Here is a 14,478-nt window from a genome sequence, read left to right as displayed (position 1 = left end):
CTCGCGGCCGGCGTCATCTCGGTGAGCGGTGCGTGACGAGCGCCGTCCCTCGCACATGGCGGGCGACCGACCTCGCGGCCTGTTGGACCTCGACAGCCAGTTCGCCCATCAGCCCCGCGTCGACCTCCGATGACGGGAACGTGACCCCCACCGCGGCGAGCGATCGTCCGGTGTGGTCCAGGACCGCCGCCGCGACGGACCCGAAGCCGGTGGTGACGAACCCGTCTTCGATCGCGTAGCCGCGCCGACGGGCGTCGCTCAGCAGACGGCGCAGCTCCGTGAGGCTGCTGGGTCCTGTCGCGGTGCGCAGCGAGAGGTCATGGCGGGACGGCCACAGGGCGCGCACCTGGGCCGGCGTCAGCGCTGACAGCATCGCGAGCCCGGTCGCGGTGAGCGTGGCCGGCAGCCGGACGCCGACATCGGAGACGAGGCTCGGTTGGCCTGCGCCGCGCTCCTCCAGCAGGTACAGCGTGTCGCGCCCGTCGAGTACCGCGAAATGGCCGCTGTGCGTGGTCCGCTGCACCAGTCGCGACAGGATCGTCCCCGCCACCCATCTCAGCGGCTCCTGCCGCGTGTACGCCGATCCGAGCTCGAACGCCGCGGTGCCGAGCCCGTAGCGGCGCTCCTCGCCGAGGTGCACGACGAAGCCGCGATCTCGCAGCACGGCGAGGAGGTGATAGACGGTCGACCGCGGGAGCCCCAGGTCGCGGGCGATCGCGGAGGCCGGCAGCGGCGCGACGTGATGGCTGAGCAGCGTCAGGACGTCGAGCGCGTGCGCTGCCGCCGGTGCATTGCCGGGGCGAGGCATGTCGATCATCGTCTCAGATACGAGACAGAGGTGGAGGAGTTTGCGTGACTGCCGGCCGCCTCTCTCGTTCAATGACGTCATGGACGTGACGATCGACACGATTCGCGTTGACGTCGGGCCGCTCACGCCGGCGGAGGTCGTCGCGGTCGCGCGCGCAGGACGACAGGTCGAACTGACGTCCGAGGCGGTCGCTGCCATGCGCGAGTCCCGTGCGGTCATCGACGGGCTGGCTCACGACAGCCAGCCGCACTACGGGGTCTCGACCGGTTTCGGCGCGCTCGCGAATCAGCCGATCCCGCCCGACCTGCGCAAGCAGCTGCAGCGCAGCCTGATCCGCTCCCACGCCGCGGGCAGCGGCCCGGAGGTCGAGCGTGAGGTCGTGCGCGCCCTGATGCTGCTGCGCCTGTCGACGCTCGCCACCGGGCGCACGGGGATCCGGCCGCAGACGGCGCAGGTGTACGCACGCCTGCTGAACGCGGGAATCACGCCGGTCGTGCACGAGTACGGATCGCTCGGCTGCTCGGGCGACCTCGCGCCGCTGGCCCATTGCGCGCTGGCATTGATGGGGGAGGGTCGGGTTCGCGACGCGGACGGCACGCCGCTGGAGGCAGGCGTGGCGCTCGGGCGCGCCGGCATCGTCGCGATCGAGCTGGTCGAGAAGGAGGGCCTGGCGCTCATCAACGGGACCGACGGCATGCTCGGCATGCTCCTGCTCGCGATCGAGGACCTGCGCGAGCTGCTCGTCGTCGCCGACATCGCGGCGGCGATGAGCGTCGAAGCGCTGATGGGCACCGACGCCGTCTTCGCGCCCGAGCTGCAAGCGCTGCGCCCGCAAGCCGGGCAGGCCGTCGCCGCGGCGAACGTCCGCGCCCTGCTCGCCGGCAGCGCGATCGTCGCAAGCCACCGCGGGCCCGAGGACACGCGCGTCCAGGACGCCTACTCGCTGCGCTGCGCGCCGGCCGTCGCGGGCGGCGCGCGTGACACGGTCGACCATGCCGCGAGCGTGGCCGCCCGCGAGTTGGCCGCGGCGGTCGACAACCCCGTCGTGACGCGCGACGGGCGCGTCGCGTCCAACGGCAACTTCCACGGCGCCCCGTTGGCCTACGTCCTGGACTTCCTCGCGATCGTCGCCGCCGACGTCGCGAGCATCGCCGAACGGCGAACCGATCGGCATCTGGATCCGGCCCGCAGCCACGGCCTGCCGCCCTTCCTCGCGGACAGCCCGGGGGTCGACTCCGGCTACATGATTGCCCAGTACACGCAGGCGGCGATGGTGTCGCAGCTGAAGCGCCTGGCGGTTCCCGCGTCGGTCGACTCGATCCCGAGCTCCGCGATGCAGGAGGACCATGTCTCGATGGGCTGGTCGGCCGCCCGCAAGCTGCGGCTCGCCGTCGATGCGCTGCGCGGGGTGCTGGCGATCGAGCTGCTGACGGCGTCGCGCAGCCTCGACCTGCGCGCGCCGCTGGTCGCCGGTCCGGCGACGGCCGCCGTCCGCGCGCGGATTCGCGAGCACGTCGCCGGGCCGGGACCCGACCGGTTCCTGGCGCCTGACATCGAGGCGGTCGTTCGGCTCGTGCGCGATGGATCGGTGCGCGCGGCTGCCGAGACGGTCGTCGGTCCGCTCAGCTGAGAGACGATTGGAGGCCCCACGATGAGCAAACGACTGCGCTGTCGCGGCTGGCAGCAGGAAGCTGCCCTGCGGATGCTGGAGAACAACCTGCATCCCGACGTCGCGGAGCGACCTGAGGAGCTCGTCGTCTACGGCGGGATCGGGCGAGCCGCCCGCAACGACGAGGCGCTGCAGGCGATCAAGCGCGAGCTGATGCGTCTCGGCGACGACGAGACGCTGCTCGTCCAATCCGGCAAGCCGGTCGGCGTGTTCGCGACCCACGAGGACGCGCCGCGGGTGCTGATCGCCAACTCCAACCTCGTCGGCGACTGGGCCAACTGGGAGACCTTCCGCGAGCTCGACGCGCTCGGATTGATGATGTACGGGCAGATGACGGCGGGCTCGTGGATCTACATCGGGACCCAGGGGATCCTGCAGGGCACCTACGAGACGTTCATGGCGCTGGCCGCCCAGCGCTACGACGGCACGCTCGCCGGGCGTCTCGTCGTGACCGCCGGGCTCGGGGGGATGGGCGGCGCGCAGCCGCTGGCCGTCACGCTCGCCGGCGGCGTCGCCATCTGCGTCGAGGTCGACCGCCATCGCATCCAGCGCCGCCTGGAGACCGCGTACCTCGACGTCGCCGCCGCCGACCTCGACGAAGCCCTCGCGCGCGCCGGCGAGGCGACCGCGGCCGGCCAGCCGCTCTCGATCGGCCTGCTCGGCAACGCCGCGGAGATCCTGCCCGAGCTGGTGCGCCGCGGCGTCCACATCGACGTCGTCACGGATCAGACCTCGGCGCACGATCCGCTCAACGGCTACATCCCGGCGGGCCTGACGCTGGAGCAGGCCGACGTGCTGCGCGCGCGCGACCCCGACACGTACCTGGCCAAGGTCGGCGAGTCCGCGCTGGCGCACGTCGCGGCGATCCGCGCGCTGCAGTCCGCCGGCTCGGAGGCGTTCGACTACGGCAACGCCCTGCGCGGCCTCGCCGCCGAGCACGGCGACAGGGACGCGTTCTCCTATCCGGGGTTCGTCCCGGCCTACATCCGGCCGCTGTTCTGCGAGGGCAAGGGCCCGTTCCGCTGGGTGGCGCTGTCGGGCGAGCCCGATGACATCGCCGCGACCGACGCCGCGATCCTCGACCTCTTCGGCGACCAAGAGCCGATCGCGCGCTGGATCCGCCTGGCGGCCGAGAAGGTGCAGTTCCAGGGCCTGCCCGCGCGGATCTGCTGGCTGGGCTACGGCGAGCGGCATCTCGCCGGCCTGCGCTTCAACGAGATGGTCGCCAGCGGCGAGCTGAAGGCGCCGATCGTGATCGGACGCGACCACCTCGACTCCGGCTCCGTCGCATCGCCGCAGCGCGAGACCGAGGCGATGCGCGACGGCTCGGACGCGGTCGCCGACTGGCCGCTGCTCAACGCGCTGCTCAACACGGCTGCCGGAGCGACCTGGGTGTCGATCCATCAGGGCGGCGGCGTGGGGATGGGCAAGTCGATCCACTCCGGCCAGGTGATCGTGGCCGACGGGACCCCCGCGGCGGCACGCCGCCTCGAGCGCGTCCTCAAGGCAGATCCGGGCACCGGGGTGATCCGGCACGCCGACGCCGGCTACCCGCAGGCGATCGCCGCCGCCGCGGCACACGGGATCCGGATCCCGATGCGATGAGCGTGTCCGTTCGTCACGCCGACCAGCTGGTGCGCTTCCCGGCCGCCCGCACGCCGTACCTGCGGCACGATCGCGCGGCCGAGATCGAGAGCGGCGCGGGTGAATTGACGATCGCTGACGGCGTCGTCGCCGGCTTCGAGGCCGACCGCGACGCCGACGTGGTGATCGACGCGAGCGGCGGCGCGGTCGTCCCGGGGTTCGTCGACTGCCACACCCATCTGCCGTTCGCCGGTTGGCGCGCGCAGGAGTACGCGCAGAAGGTCGCCGGGGTCGCCTACGAGCAGATCGCGCGAGCGGGCGGCGGGATCGCGGCGTCGGCGGCGGCGCTGCGCGCGGCCGGCGACGAGGACGTGCTGCGGCAGGCGGGCGCGATCCGCGCGGAGATGCTGGCCCACGGCACGACGACGTTCGAAGCGAAGACGGGCTACGGGCTCTCGCCCGAGCAGGAGCTGCGCGCGGTCCGGCTGGCACGCAGCCTCGGCGCCGACGTCGTCACCGGCCTGTTCGCCCACGCCGTCCCGCCCGGATTCGACGCGGACGCGTGGATGGAGAGCGCCGAGCAGCTCGCGCGCGACGCCGACGTCGACGCGCTCGACGTCTACGTCGAGTCGATGGCCTTTCGCAACGCCGACCTCGAGCGCCTGGGCGAGATCGCCAGGCAGCGCGGGCTGCCGCTGCGAGCCCATGTGGAGCAGTTCAACAGCAACCGATCGGTGCCCGTCGCGATCGCCGCGGGCGCCCGCTCCGTCGACCACCTCGCCTGTCTGCATCCGGACGATCGCGGCGAGCTGGCGGCGTCGGAGTGCGCCGCGGTGCTGCTGCCCGGGGCGGAGTTCCTCGGCGACGAGCGGGTCGCGCCAGGGCGCGCGCTCGCGGACGCGGGCGCGATCTGCGTGCTCGCGACCGACTGCAACCCGGGGACCTCGACGGTCGTGTCGATGCCGCTCGTGATCGGGCTGGCGGTGCGCCGCTATCGCTGGACGGTGCAGGAGGCGCTGCTCGCCTCCACGCTCAACGCGGCGTGGGTGCTCGGACTCGAGCGGGAGCGCGGTTCTCTCGACGTCGGCAAGCGCGGCGACGCCGTCGTCCTGGACGGACCGATCGAGCAGCTCCCGTATCGCTTCGGCCGCAATCCCGTCGCGGTCGTGATCCGCGGCGGCGAGATCGTCTGGGTGCGTCCCGACCAGTCCTGGCGGGTCACGCCGCGATGATCACCGCCGAGCAGCTCGCGCAGCGGATGGCCGGGATCGAGCCGATCGGTCGTGCGCCCGACGGTGCGACGACCCGGCTCGCGTGGACGCGCGAGGACGCTGCCGCCCGCGCGTGGTTCGCGCAGCAGGCGCAGGGCGCCGGTCTGACGGTGCAGCGGGATCCGGCGGGCAACCTGTGGGCGACCCCGGCCGCGCCGGGCCCTTGGTGGGCCGTCGGATCGCACCTCGACTCGGTCCGCGACGGCGGCCGCTACGACGGTGCGCTGGGCGTCGCCGCCGCCTTCGCCGTCGCCGCCGGCAGCGCGCATCCGGTTGCGGTGATCTCGTTCGCGGACGAGGAGGGCGCTCGCTTCAACACGCCGACGTTCGGGTCGCGCGCGCTCACCGGCGCGCTCGACGTCGCCGACGCGCTCGCCCGCGTCGACCAGGACGGCGTGAGCCTGCGAGACGCCCTGCGCGACGACGGTGTCGACCCCGACGGCCTCGTCCGTGCGCCGGCGTGGCTCGACCGCCTGCGGGGATTCGTCGAGCTGCACATCGACCAGACCCGCGACCTCGCCGTCGCGGGCGTCGCAGCCGGGCCGGTCGCGCGCCTCGCCGCCCGCACGCGTCTGCAGCTGCGACTGGACGGTCAGGCCGACCACGCCGGCACGACGCCGCGCGACGACCGGCGTGACGCGCTGATGGCGGCCGCCCGGATCGTCGTCGCCGGCGACGACGCGGCGCGGCAGCGGCCCGAGATGCGCTTCACGCCCGCCCGGATCGAGGTCGACCCCAACGTCGCCACCACGATCGCCCGCCAGGTCCGGCTCTGGGTCGACGCGCGCGCACCGGAGCCGATCCAGCTGCAGACGTGGGTCGACGCGTTCTCGCTGGAGGCCGCGCGCGTCGCCGCCGCGCACCGCGTGCGGCTCGACCTGCGGACCGCGTCGTTCTCGCCCGGCACGACGTTCGACCAGGCCGTGTTCGACGGCCTGGCGCGACACCTTCCGGCCGCCGCGCCGGGCCTCGTCTGCTTCGCCGGTCACGACGCCGGCATCGTCGCCGCCGCGCGTCCCGCCGGGATGGCGTTCGTCCGCAACCACGACGGGATCAGCCACGCGCCGCAGGAGGACGTCTCGCTCCAGGACGCGGCCACCGGCGCCGACGCGATCCGCGCGTTCATGGAGGACCAGGCATGAGGATCCACCGCGTCCCGGCGATGGCGAACGTCCACTCGCACGCCTTCCAGCGCGATCTGCGCGGGGTCGCCGAACGCACCAGCGACCCCGGCGACGACTTCTGGGCCTGGCGCGACGCGATGTTCTCCGCCGTCGACCGACTCGATCCGGAGCGCATGAAGCAGGTCGCCCGACGCGTCTATGCCGAGATGCGGGCCGCCGGCTACGGCGTCGTCGGCGAGTTCCACTACGTCCACCATCGGCCCGACGGACGGCCGTACGGCGAGCCGAACGCGATGGCGATCGCCGTCGCCGAGGCCGCCCAGGAGGTCGGCCTGCAGATCGTCCTGCTGCCGGCCGCCTATCACCGCGGCGGCGCCGGCATTGCGCTCGTGCGCGGTCAGCAGCGGTTTGCGGACCCGACGCCCGAGGCCTTCCTCGCGCGTGTCGACGGCCTGCGCGCGTGGGCCGACGGGCAGGACGGCGTCGGCGTCGGCGTCGCGGCGCACAGCGTGCGCGCGGTCCCCGCCGACTGGCTGGCCGCGATCGCGGAGTACAGCGACCGGCACGGCCTGGTCCGCCACATCCACGCGCACGAGCAGCCGCGCGAGCTGGATGAATGCCGGGCCGAGCACGGCTGCTCGCCGATCGAGCTGCTGGCCGAGCGCGGGTTTCTCGGCGAGCGCACGACGATCGTCCACGGCATCCACGTCACGCCCGCCGAGATCGACACGCTCGCACGCACGCGCACGCTCGTCGCAAGCTGCCCGACGACCGAGGGCAGCCTCGGCGACGGCTGCTTCCCCGCGAGGGCGTATCGCGACGCCGGCGTGCGGGTCGCGATCGGCAGCGACTCCAACGTGATCGTCGACCCGTTCGAGGAGGTCCGCGAGCTGGAGACGCTCGCGCGACGGGCGCACCGCACACGGCACGCCCTCCTCGCGCGCGCCGGCGGGGCCGGCGACCTGTGGGGAGAGATCGCCGCGAACGGGCGCGCAAGCCTCGGCGTCGAGCGCGAGGCGACGATCGGCATCGACCTCGACCACCCGCGCCTCGCGGGGATCGATCCCGACGACGTCCTGCGCGCGCTGGCGACCTGCGCGGCGGCGGACGTCGTCGCCGCGCTGGCTCCGCCCGCCGCCGAGGAACGCGCGTGAAGCACTCGGCTACGCGTTGGCGTAGCCGGGGATCTGCGCGATGATCTTCTGCAGCTCGGCGTCGTCCGAGACGCCCTGGAAGTCGGACCGGGGCGTGTACGGTCGCTCGAGCTGCGCGAGTTCTTCGAGCGTCAGCTCGATCTCGAGGGAGGCGACGGCGTCGTCGATCTGCGACGTCTTGTTGGCGCCGACCAGCGGCGCGTCGACGACCGGCTTGCCGTGCAGCCAGGCGAGCGCGATCTGTGCGCGCGGCACACCACGCGCCGCGGCGATCTCGCCGACCGCGTCGATGATCGCGTGGTCGCTGTCGACGGTGGCTCCCGTGTAGAGCAGGTCCGCGTAGCCGCCGTCGGTCTCCGCGCGTGCGCTCGACTTCGCCTCGTCCCAGGCGCGGGCCAGGCGGCCGCGCGCGAGCGGGCTCCAGACGATCGTCCCCACGCCCGCGTCCAGGCAGAGCGGGATCATCTCGCGCTCCTCCTCGCGTGCCAGCAGGTTGTAGTGATCCTGCATCGAGACGAAGCGCGCCCAGCCGTGCTCGCGCTGCAGGTGCAGCGCCTTGGCGAACTCCCAGGCGTGCATCGAGGACGCGCCCAGGTAGCGGACCTTGCCGGCCTTGACGAGGTCGTGCAGCGCCTCGAGCGTCTCCTCCAGCGGGGTCGACTGGTCGTTGCGATGGATCTGGTAGAGGTCGATGTAGTCGGTCCCGAGCCGCTTCAGGCTGTGCTCGACCTCGCTCATGATCGCCTTGCGCGAAAGCCCCCTGCCGTTCGGCGCCTGCCGCATCGGGTGACGCAGCTTGGTCGCGATCACGACGTCGTCGCGGTTGGCGAAGTCCCTCAGCGCGCGGCCGAGGATCTCCTCGCTCGATCCGTACGAGTAGAGGTTCGCGGTGTCGAAGAAGTTGATCCCGGCCTCGATCGCGTGCTTGATCAGCGGGCGGCTGGCTGCCTCGTCCAGTGACCAGACCGGATGGCCGCGTCTCGGGTCGCCGTAGGTCATCGCGCCGATCGCGATCGGGGAGATGTCGAGGCCGGTGCCGCCGAGCTTGACGTAGCGCATGGGGTGCTCCTGTATCGTAAGTGGAGAGGTCTCCGAATCAACATAGCGGAGAACTCTCCACTTAGGAGGGAAGTTGTGATGGTCCGCTCAGATGCACGCGAAAACCGCGACCGCATCCTCGAAGTCGCTCGCCGGGCCTTCGAAGAATCCGGCGACACGTCGCTCAACCAGATCGCTCGACGGGCCAACGTGGGCCCCGGCACGCTCTATCGGCACTTCCCGACGCGCGAGGCGCTCGTCCTCGCCGTCTATCGACGCGATATCGAGCTGCTGGTCGGCTCCGTGCCGGAGCTGCTCGCGACGAAGACCCCGCTGGACGCGCTCCGCAGCTGGATCACGGAGCTGGTGCGCTCGATGCGGGTGAAGCACGGTCTCGGCGACGCCCTCAGCCCCGGCGCCCGTCAGTCGGTCACCGAGCAGAGCTACGGGCCCGTCATCGCCGCGATCACCCAGATGCTCGAAGCGGGTCAACGAGACGGGAGCATCCGCGACGACACCGACGCCGCCGACGTGCTCCTGCTCACGGGCGCCCTCTGGCGCGCGCCAGAGGGCGAGGCGGAACGCTCACAGCGGATGCTGAGCTTCATCCTCGACGGGCTGCGTACGCAGCGCTAGAGCTCCCGGCGGAGATGATCGTGGTGCAGGAGGGCCGGGCCGTCGGGATGATCACCGTGGTCCTGACGCGCGGAGCACCGCTCCGCGACCAGGACCGTGACGGCATCGCCAGCTTGATCGAGCAGCGTCTGCGCGCGGCCTTCGCCTGAGCGCGCGGCGCGTGGGTGCGCATCGCGCCGTGTCAGGCCTTGCGGCGTCCCCAGCTCGGAATCCAGACGTCGCTGTCGGACACGCCGGTTCGTCTGGTGGCGAGGTGATCGCGAAGCCTGGCGAGCGCGGGGTGCGGGTTGTCGTGGCGCCAGATCAGTGACATCGGGTAGACGGGCGTGGGGTCTTGGATCGGGATGCGGCGGAGGTCGTAGCGGTCGGGCCAGAGGTACTTCGTGTGCTCCCCGGCGAGGTTCCCGAGCGTCTCGGACTCGGCGAGCACGTCGAGCACGTGCTCGGTTCCGAAGTGCGGCCCGACCCGCTCGATCGTGAGCCCGAACGCGTCGGCGAGGTCGTAGTAGTAGAGGTCCCACTCGCTGCCCGGGAGCATGCCGGGCATCCAGATTCGCTGGCCGACCAGCTCGACGAGGGTGACCGAGCGGGCGGAGGCGAGCGGATGGGCGGGACCGACGAGCAACTGGTGCGCGTCGTCGACCGCCGGCATCGCCGCGATCCCCGGTGGCAGTCTCGACACGGGGGAGCCAACGGCCCGGAACGAGGCGTCGATCGTCCCGGCTTCGATCGCGGCGATCGCCGCCGGCGCGCTGTCGACGATCGTCACGAGGTCGAGTTCGATCTCGGGGTACGCCTGGTGGAACCCGCGCACCACGGCGGCGGGGGCGGTGCGGTAGCTCATGACGTCGATGCGCAGCGCGCGCCGGCCCGGTCGCACGGAGTCCGCGGCCCGCCGTTGCACCCGCACCAGCTCGCGGGCGTGCGGGAGGAACGCCTGCCCGTCGATCGTGAGCTGGGCGCCGCGCGCCGTGCGGGTGAAGAGGCGCACGTCCAGCTCCTTCTCCAACATCGAGATGCGCTTGGAGACGGCCTGCTGGGTGATCGACAACACGGCGGCGGCCTTCTGGAACTGGCCGGCGTCCGCGGCCACGACAAAGGTGTGCACTACGTCGAGATCCACGGTTACGACTCTATCTGCACAACGCGACGTTGTGTCGTGTGATCGAAGCGGTTGTTTGATCCCCTGTGACGGCGTTGATTTGATCCCATGCGATCAAAGAAACGTTGTGCGATGAGAGATCGGGGTTCGGTGGCGAGACCATCGCTGGAGAGGCAGTTCGGCTGGCTGTGGGCGGCCTATGCGGTCAGCGCCTACGGCTCTGGGCTGGCGCTCGGCGCGCTGCCGTTGATCGCCGTTCTGGTGCTGCGCGCCAGCCCGGCCGAGGTGTCCGCGCTGGCCGCGGTCGGGCCGGCTGTGGGCGCGCTGATCGCGCTGCGGCTCGCGCCGTGGGTGGAGTTCCGCCGCAAGCGGCCGGTGATGATCGCGATGGACCTGGCGCGCTTCGCGGCGGTGGCGACGATCCCGTTCGCGTACGCCTTCGGCCGGCTGAGCCTCGTCCAGCTGCTCGTCGTCTCGGCAATCGTCGCCGCGTCCAAGATCGCGTTCAACGCCGCCGGCGGCGCCTACCTCAAGACGCTGGTGCCGTCCGACGACCTGCTGGTGGCCAACGCCCGCTTCGAGTCGACGAACTGGAGCTCGCTCGCGGTCGGGCCGCCGCTGGGCGGGGCGGCGATCGGCCTGTTCGGGCCGGTCACCAGCGTCGTCGCCGACGCGCTCAGCTACCTGCTCTCGGCGCTGGGCATCGCCGCGATCCGCGGCCGCGAAGAAGCCCCGCCGAGGTCCGCGACGGGCCGCGTGCGGGCCGGCGAGCTGCTCGACGGCTGGCGGCACATCCTGACCCACCCCCGCCTGCGGGCGCTCTACCTCAACAACATGCTCGTCGCCGGTCTGATCATGGCCACCGAGCCGCTGCTGGCCGTGCTGCTGCTGCGCGAACTCGGGTTTCCGCCCTGGCAGTACGGGCTCGCCTTCGCCGCGCCCTGCCTCGGCGGGCTGATCGGCTCACGGCTGGCCCGCCGGGTCGTGGCCCGCCACGGCCAGCAGTGGGTCTTCCGGGTCGTCGGCACGCTGCGCGCCGTCTGGCTGGTCGGGCTCGCGTTCGCGCGTCCCGGCGTGGTCGGCCTCGCGATCGTGATGGCCGTCGAGCTGGCGATCGTCGTCAGCATGAGCCTGTACAACCCGGTGCTCGCGACCTACCGGCTGCAGCACACTCCGCAGCACCGCGTCGCCCGCACGCTGTCGGCCTGGTCGATCGGTCAACAGGCGTCGATCGCGCTCTTCACCGCGCTCGGCGGCCTGCTCGCCGGGCTCACCAGCCCCCGGGCGGCGATCGCGATTGCGGGGCTGCTGATGCTCGCCAGCCCGCTGCTGCTGCCGCGTCGCGGGGCCTCCACGACCCCCGCCACATCCAAAGTATCGCTGCCAGGGGGGCTTGTTTCAAGCCCCCCGGTGTGCCTCATACTCGCTCGTCGCAATGCGACAGAGGAGCGACGTGATGGGCACTGAGGAGCAGACGGCGACGGTCGCCGTGCTGGACTTTCAAGCGATCGACGAGACGCAGGCGGCGGTCGTCGGCGGCAAGGGCGCGCACCTGGGGACGCTGTCGCGGATCGAGGGCGTCCGCGTGCCGGCCGGCTTCTGCGTGACGACGGACGCGTTCCGGCGGATCGTGGCGGACGCGCCGTCGATCGGCGATCGGCTCGACCGGCTGTCGCGCCTGGACCCGGACGACCGCGAGGCGATCGGCACGCTCAGCGCGGAGATCCGTCGGATCATCGAATGGGTCGCGATTCCCGACGACGTGACGGCGGCGATCGGCGCCGCGCTCGCGCGGCTCGGGGAGCACGCCGCATACGCGATTCGCTCGAGCGCGACGGCGGAGGACCTGCCGACGGCATCGTTCGCGGGCCAGCAGGACACGTACCTGAACGTGATCGGGCCGGCGGCGATCCTCCAGCACGTCAGCCGCTGCTGGGCCTCGCTGTTCACCGCGCGGGCCGTCACCTATCGCCTGCGCAACGGCTTCGACCACCGCGAGGTGCAGATGGCGGTGGTCGTGCAGCAGATGGCCTTCCCGCACGCCTCCGGCATCCTCTTCACGGCCGACCCGGGCACGTCCAACCGCAAGGTCTCCTGCGTCGAGGCGAGCTTCGGCCTCGGCGAGGCGCTCGTCTCAGGTCTCGTCAATGCCGACGCGTACAAGGTGCGCGACGGGGAGATCGTCGACAGGGCGGTCGGCGACAAGCAGCTCGCGGTGTACCCGCTGCCGGGCGGCGGCACGCAGGAGCAGCTGATCGGTCCGGCGCAGCGGCGGCAGCCGGCGCTGACGGACGCGGAGGTCGTGCGGCTCGCGCAGCTGGGCCGGCGGATCGAGGCGCACTTCGGCCGTCCGCAGGACATCGAGTGGTGCCTGGTCGGCGACGGCTTCCAGATCGTCCAGAGCCGGCCGATCACGACGCTGTTCCCGATCCCCGACGCGGGCGACGACGCGAACCACGTCTACCTCTCCGTCGGCCACCAGCAGATGATGACCGACCCGATGAAGCCGCTCGGGCTCTCGCTCTGGCAGCTGACGGCCTTCCCGCGGATGTACGAGGCCGGCGGGCGGCTGTTCGTCGACGTCGCGCCGCGGCTGACCTCGGCGGCGGCGCGCGCAGGCATCCTCGAGACTATGGAGACGGCCGATCCGCTGATGGGAGACGCGCTGCGGACCGTCCTCGAGCGCGACGACTTCGTCCCGTTGGCGCCGGACGCGGGGCCGGCGGGGCCCGCAGGTGCCGCTGGCGCGCCGCCGCGCGACGCGCCGGGTCCGATCGAGACCGACCCGGCGATCGTCACCGAGCTGATCGAGGGCTGCGAGGTCTCGAACGCCGCCCTCGCGCGCGAGATACGGTCGAAGTCCGGAGCGGCGCTGCTCGACTTCGTCCTGGCGGACGTCCAGGAGCTGAAGCGGATTCTCTTCGATCCGCGCAGCCACCAGGTGTTCATGGGTGCGATGGACGCCACGGGGTGGCTCAACGAGAGGCTGCAGGAGTGGCTGGGCGAGAAGAACGTGGCTGACACGCTGACGCAGTCCGTCCCCGACAACGTCACCTCGGAGATGGGGCTGGCGCTGCTGGACGTCGCGGACGCGATCCGCCCCTATCCGGAGGTGGTGGCGTTTCTGCAGACTGCCGAGGACGACGGCTTCGTCGACGAGCTTCCCGCGCTCGCGGGCGGGTCCCGAGCGCGCGCTGCGATCGCGGCCTTCCTCGACAGGTACGGCATGCGCTGCGTCGGCGAGATCGACATCACGCGGCCGCGTTGGAGCGAACGCCCGACCACGCTCCTGCCGCTGATCCTCGGCAACGTCAGGAACTCCGAGCCTGGTGACGGCGAGCGGCGCTTCGAGCAGGGGCGGCGGGAGGCGCTGGAGAAGGAGCGGGAGCTGCTGGAGCGCCTGCGGGCGCTCCCGGACGGCGCGGCGAAGGCCGACGCGACGAAGCGGATGATCGATCGCGTCCGGACCTTCATCGGGTACCGGGAGTATCCGAAGTACTTCATCGTCAGCCGCTACTTCATCTACAAGCGGGCGCTGCTGGACGAGGCCGCGCGGCTCGCGCAAGCCGGGGTGCTGCGTGACGTCGAAGACGTCTTCCACCTCACGCTCCAGGAGTTCCACGACGCCGTGCGCGGAGGACGCGTCGACTACCAGTTGATCGGCCGGCGCAAGGAGGCGTTCCGGTCCCATCAGGCGCTCACGCCGCCGCGGGTGATCACCTCGGACGGTGAGGTCGTCGCCGGCGCATACCGGCGCGACGACGCGCCGGCCGGCGCGCTGATCGGCCTGCCGGTCTCCAGCGGGACGATCGAGGGCCGGGCCCGTGTCATCCTCGACATGGCGCAGGCCGAGCTGGAACCCGGCGACATCCTCGTCACCGCCTACACGGACCCCAGCTGGTCCCCGCTGTTCGTGGCGATCGAAGGTTTGGTGACGGAGGCGGGCGGCCTGATGACGCACGGCGCGGTCGTCGCACGCGAGTACGGCCTCCCGGCCGTCGTCGGGGTGGAGCATGCCACCAGGCTGATCCAGGACGGCCAGCGCATCCGCGTGCACGGAACGGACGGGTACGTCGAGATCCTGGACTAGGG

General features: G+C 72.1%; 12 protein-coding genes. 9 read left to right on the top strand and 3 right to left on the bottom strand.

Annotated elements, in window-relative coordinates; all coding sequences use genetic code 11:
- Positions 1 to 13: 13 nt before the first annotated feature.
- Positions 14 to 817 (bottom strand): IclR family transcriptional regulator, encoded by an 804-nt coding sequence (locus Q7L65_RS04905; RefSeq protein ID WP_304719179.1) that lies wholly within the window; start codon positions 815 to 817, stop codon positions 14 to 16.
- A 70-nt stretch (positions 818 to 887) separates the two neighbouring features.
- On the opposite strand from Q7L65_RS04905, the gene hutH reads away from it, so the two are divergent.
- Genes hutH through Q7L65_RS04880 form a run of 5 tightly spaced genes read left to right on the top strand, consistent with a single transcriptional unit; the run spans position 888 to position 7,610 of the window.
- The gene (hutH, locus tag Q7L65_RS04900; RefSeq protein WP_304719178.1) at positions 888 to 2,438 is read left to right on the top strand and encodes a histidine ammonia-lyase; all 1,551 of its coding nucleotides are present in this window, start codon (positions 888 to 890) and stop codon (positions 2,436 to 2,438) included.
- A gap of 21 nt (positions 2,439 to 2,459) precedes the next feature.
- Entirely contained in the window at positions 2,460 to 4,082 is a 1,623-nt protein-coding gene (gene hutU / locus Q7L65_RS04895; RefSeq protein WP_304719177.1) for a urocanate hydratase, read from the top strand.
- Complete coding sequence (locus tag Q7L65_RS04890) at positions 4,079 to 5,293, top strand: amidohydrolase family protein (RefSeq protein WP_304719176.1); 1,215 nt, start codon at positions 4,079 to 4,081, stop codon at positions 5,291 to 5,293. The genes hutU and Q7L65_RS04890 overlap by 4 nt, the downstream gene beginning before the upstream one ends.
- Positions 5,290 to 6,474: a Zn-dependent hydrolase gene (locus Q7L65_RS04885; protein ID WP_304719175.1), complete on the top strand. Its 1,185-nt coding sequence runs from the start codon at positions 5,290 to 5,292 to the stop codon at positions 6,472 to 6,474. Before Q7L65_RS04890 ends, Q7L65_RS04885 begins: the two co-directional genes overlap by 4 nt.
- Complete coding sequence (locus Q7L65_RS04880) at positions 6,471 to 7,610, top strand: formimidoylglutamate deiminase (protein WP_304719174.1); 1,140 nt, start codon at positions 6,471 to 6,473, stop codon at positions 7,608 to 7,610. The genes Q7L65_RS04885 and Q7L65_RS04880 overlap by 4 nt, the downstream gene beginning before the upstream one ends.
- 9 nt (positions 7,611 to 7,619) lie before the next feature.
- Here the strand turns inward: Q7L65_RS04880 and Q7L65_RS04875 are convergent, their stop codons facing one another.
- Entirely contained in the window at positions 7,620 to 8,669 is a 1,050-nt protein-coding gene (locus Q7L65_RS04875) for an aldo/keto reductase (protein WP_304719173.1), read from the bottom strand.
- A gap of 78 nt (positions 8,670 to 8,747) precedes the next feature.
- Here Q7L65_RS04875 and Q7L65_RS04870 point away from each other — a divergent pair, with 78 nt between their 5' ends.
- Positions 8,748 to 9,284, top strand: coding sequence for a TetR/AcrR family transcriptional regulator (locus Q7L65_RS04870; RefSeq protein WP_304719172.1), 537 nt, complete (start codon positions 8,748 to 8,750; stop codon positions 9,282 to 9,284).
- Between the two features lie 14 nt (positions 9,285 to 9,298).
- Positions 9,299 to 9,433 (top strand): hypothetical protein, encoded by a 135-nt coding sequence (locus tag Q7L65_RS04865; RefSeq protein ID WP_304719171.1) that lies wholly within the window; start codon positions 9,299 to 9,301, stop codon positions 9,431 to 9,433.
- Positions 9,434 to 9,465: 32 nt separating this feature from the next.
- Here Q7L65_RS04865 and Q7L65_RS04860 read toward each other — a convergent pair whose 3' ends face one another.
- Complete coding sequence (locus Q7L65_RS04860) at positions 9,466 to 10,407, bottom strand: LysR family transcriptional regulator (protein WP_304719170.1); 942 nt, start codon at positions 10,405 to 10,407, stop codon at positions 9,466 to 9,468.
- 111 nt (positions 10,408 to 10,518) lie between these two features.
- Here Q7L65_RS04860 and Q7L65_RS04855 point away from each other — a divergent pair, with 111 nt between their 5' ends.
- Positions 10,519 to 11,853, top strand: a complete 1,335-nt coding sequence (locus Q7L65_RS04855) for an MFS transporter (protein WP_304719169.1) — start codon at positions 10,519 to 10,521, stop codon at positions 11,851 to 11,853.
- Complete coding sequence (gene rph / locus Q7L65_RS04850) at positions 11,843 to 14,476, top strand: rifamycin-inactivating phosphotransferase (RefSeq protein ID WP_304719168.1); 2,634 nt, start codon at positions 11,843 to 11,845, stop codon at positions 14,474 to 14,476. Before Q7L65_RS04855 ends, rph begins: the two co-directional genes overlap by 11 nt.
- Positions 14,477 to 14,478: the final 2 nt, after the last annotated feature.

Origin of the sequence: Conexibacter sp. CPCC 206217 (assembly GCF_030646165.1) — a bacterium.
Classification (GTDB): domain Bacteria; phylum Actinomycetota; class Thermoleophilia; order Solirubrobacterales; family Solirubrobacteraceae; genus Conexibacter.
This window is presented reverse-complemented; position numbering and strand designations above follow the sequence as displayed.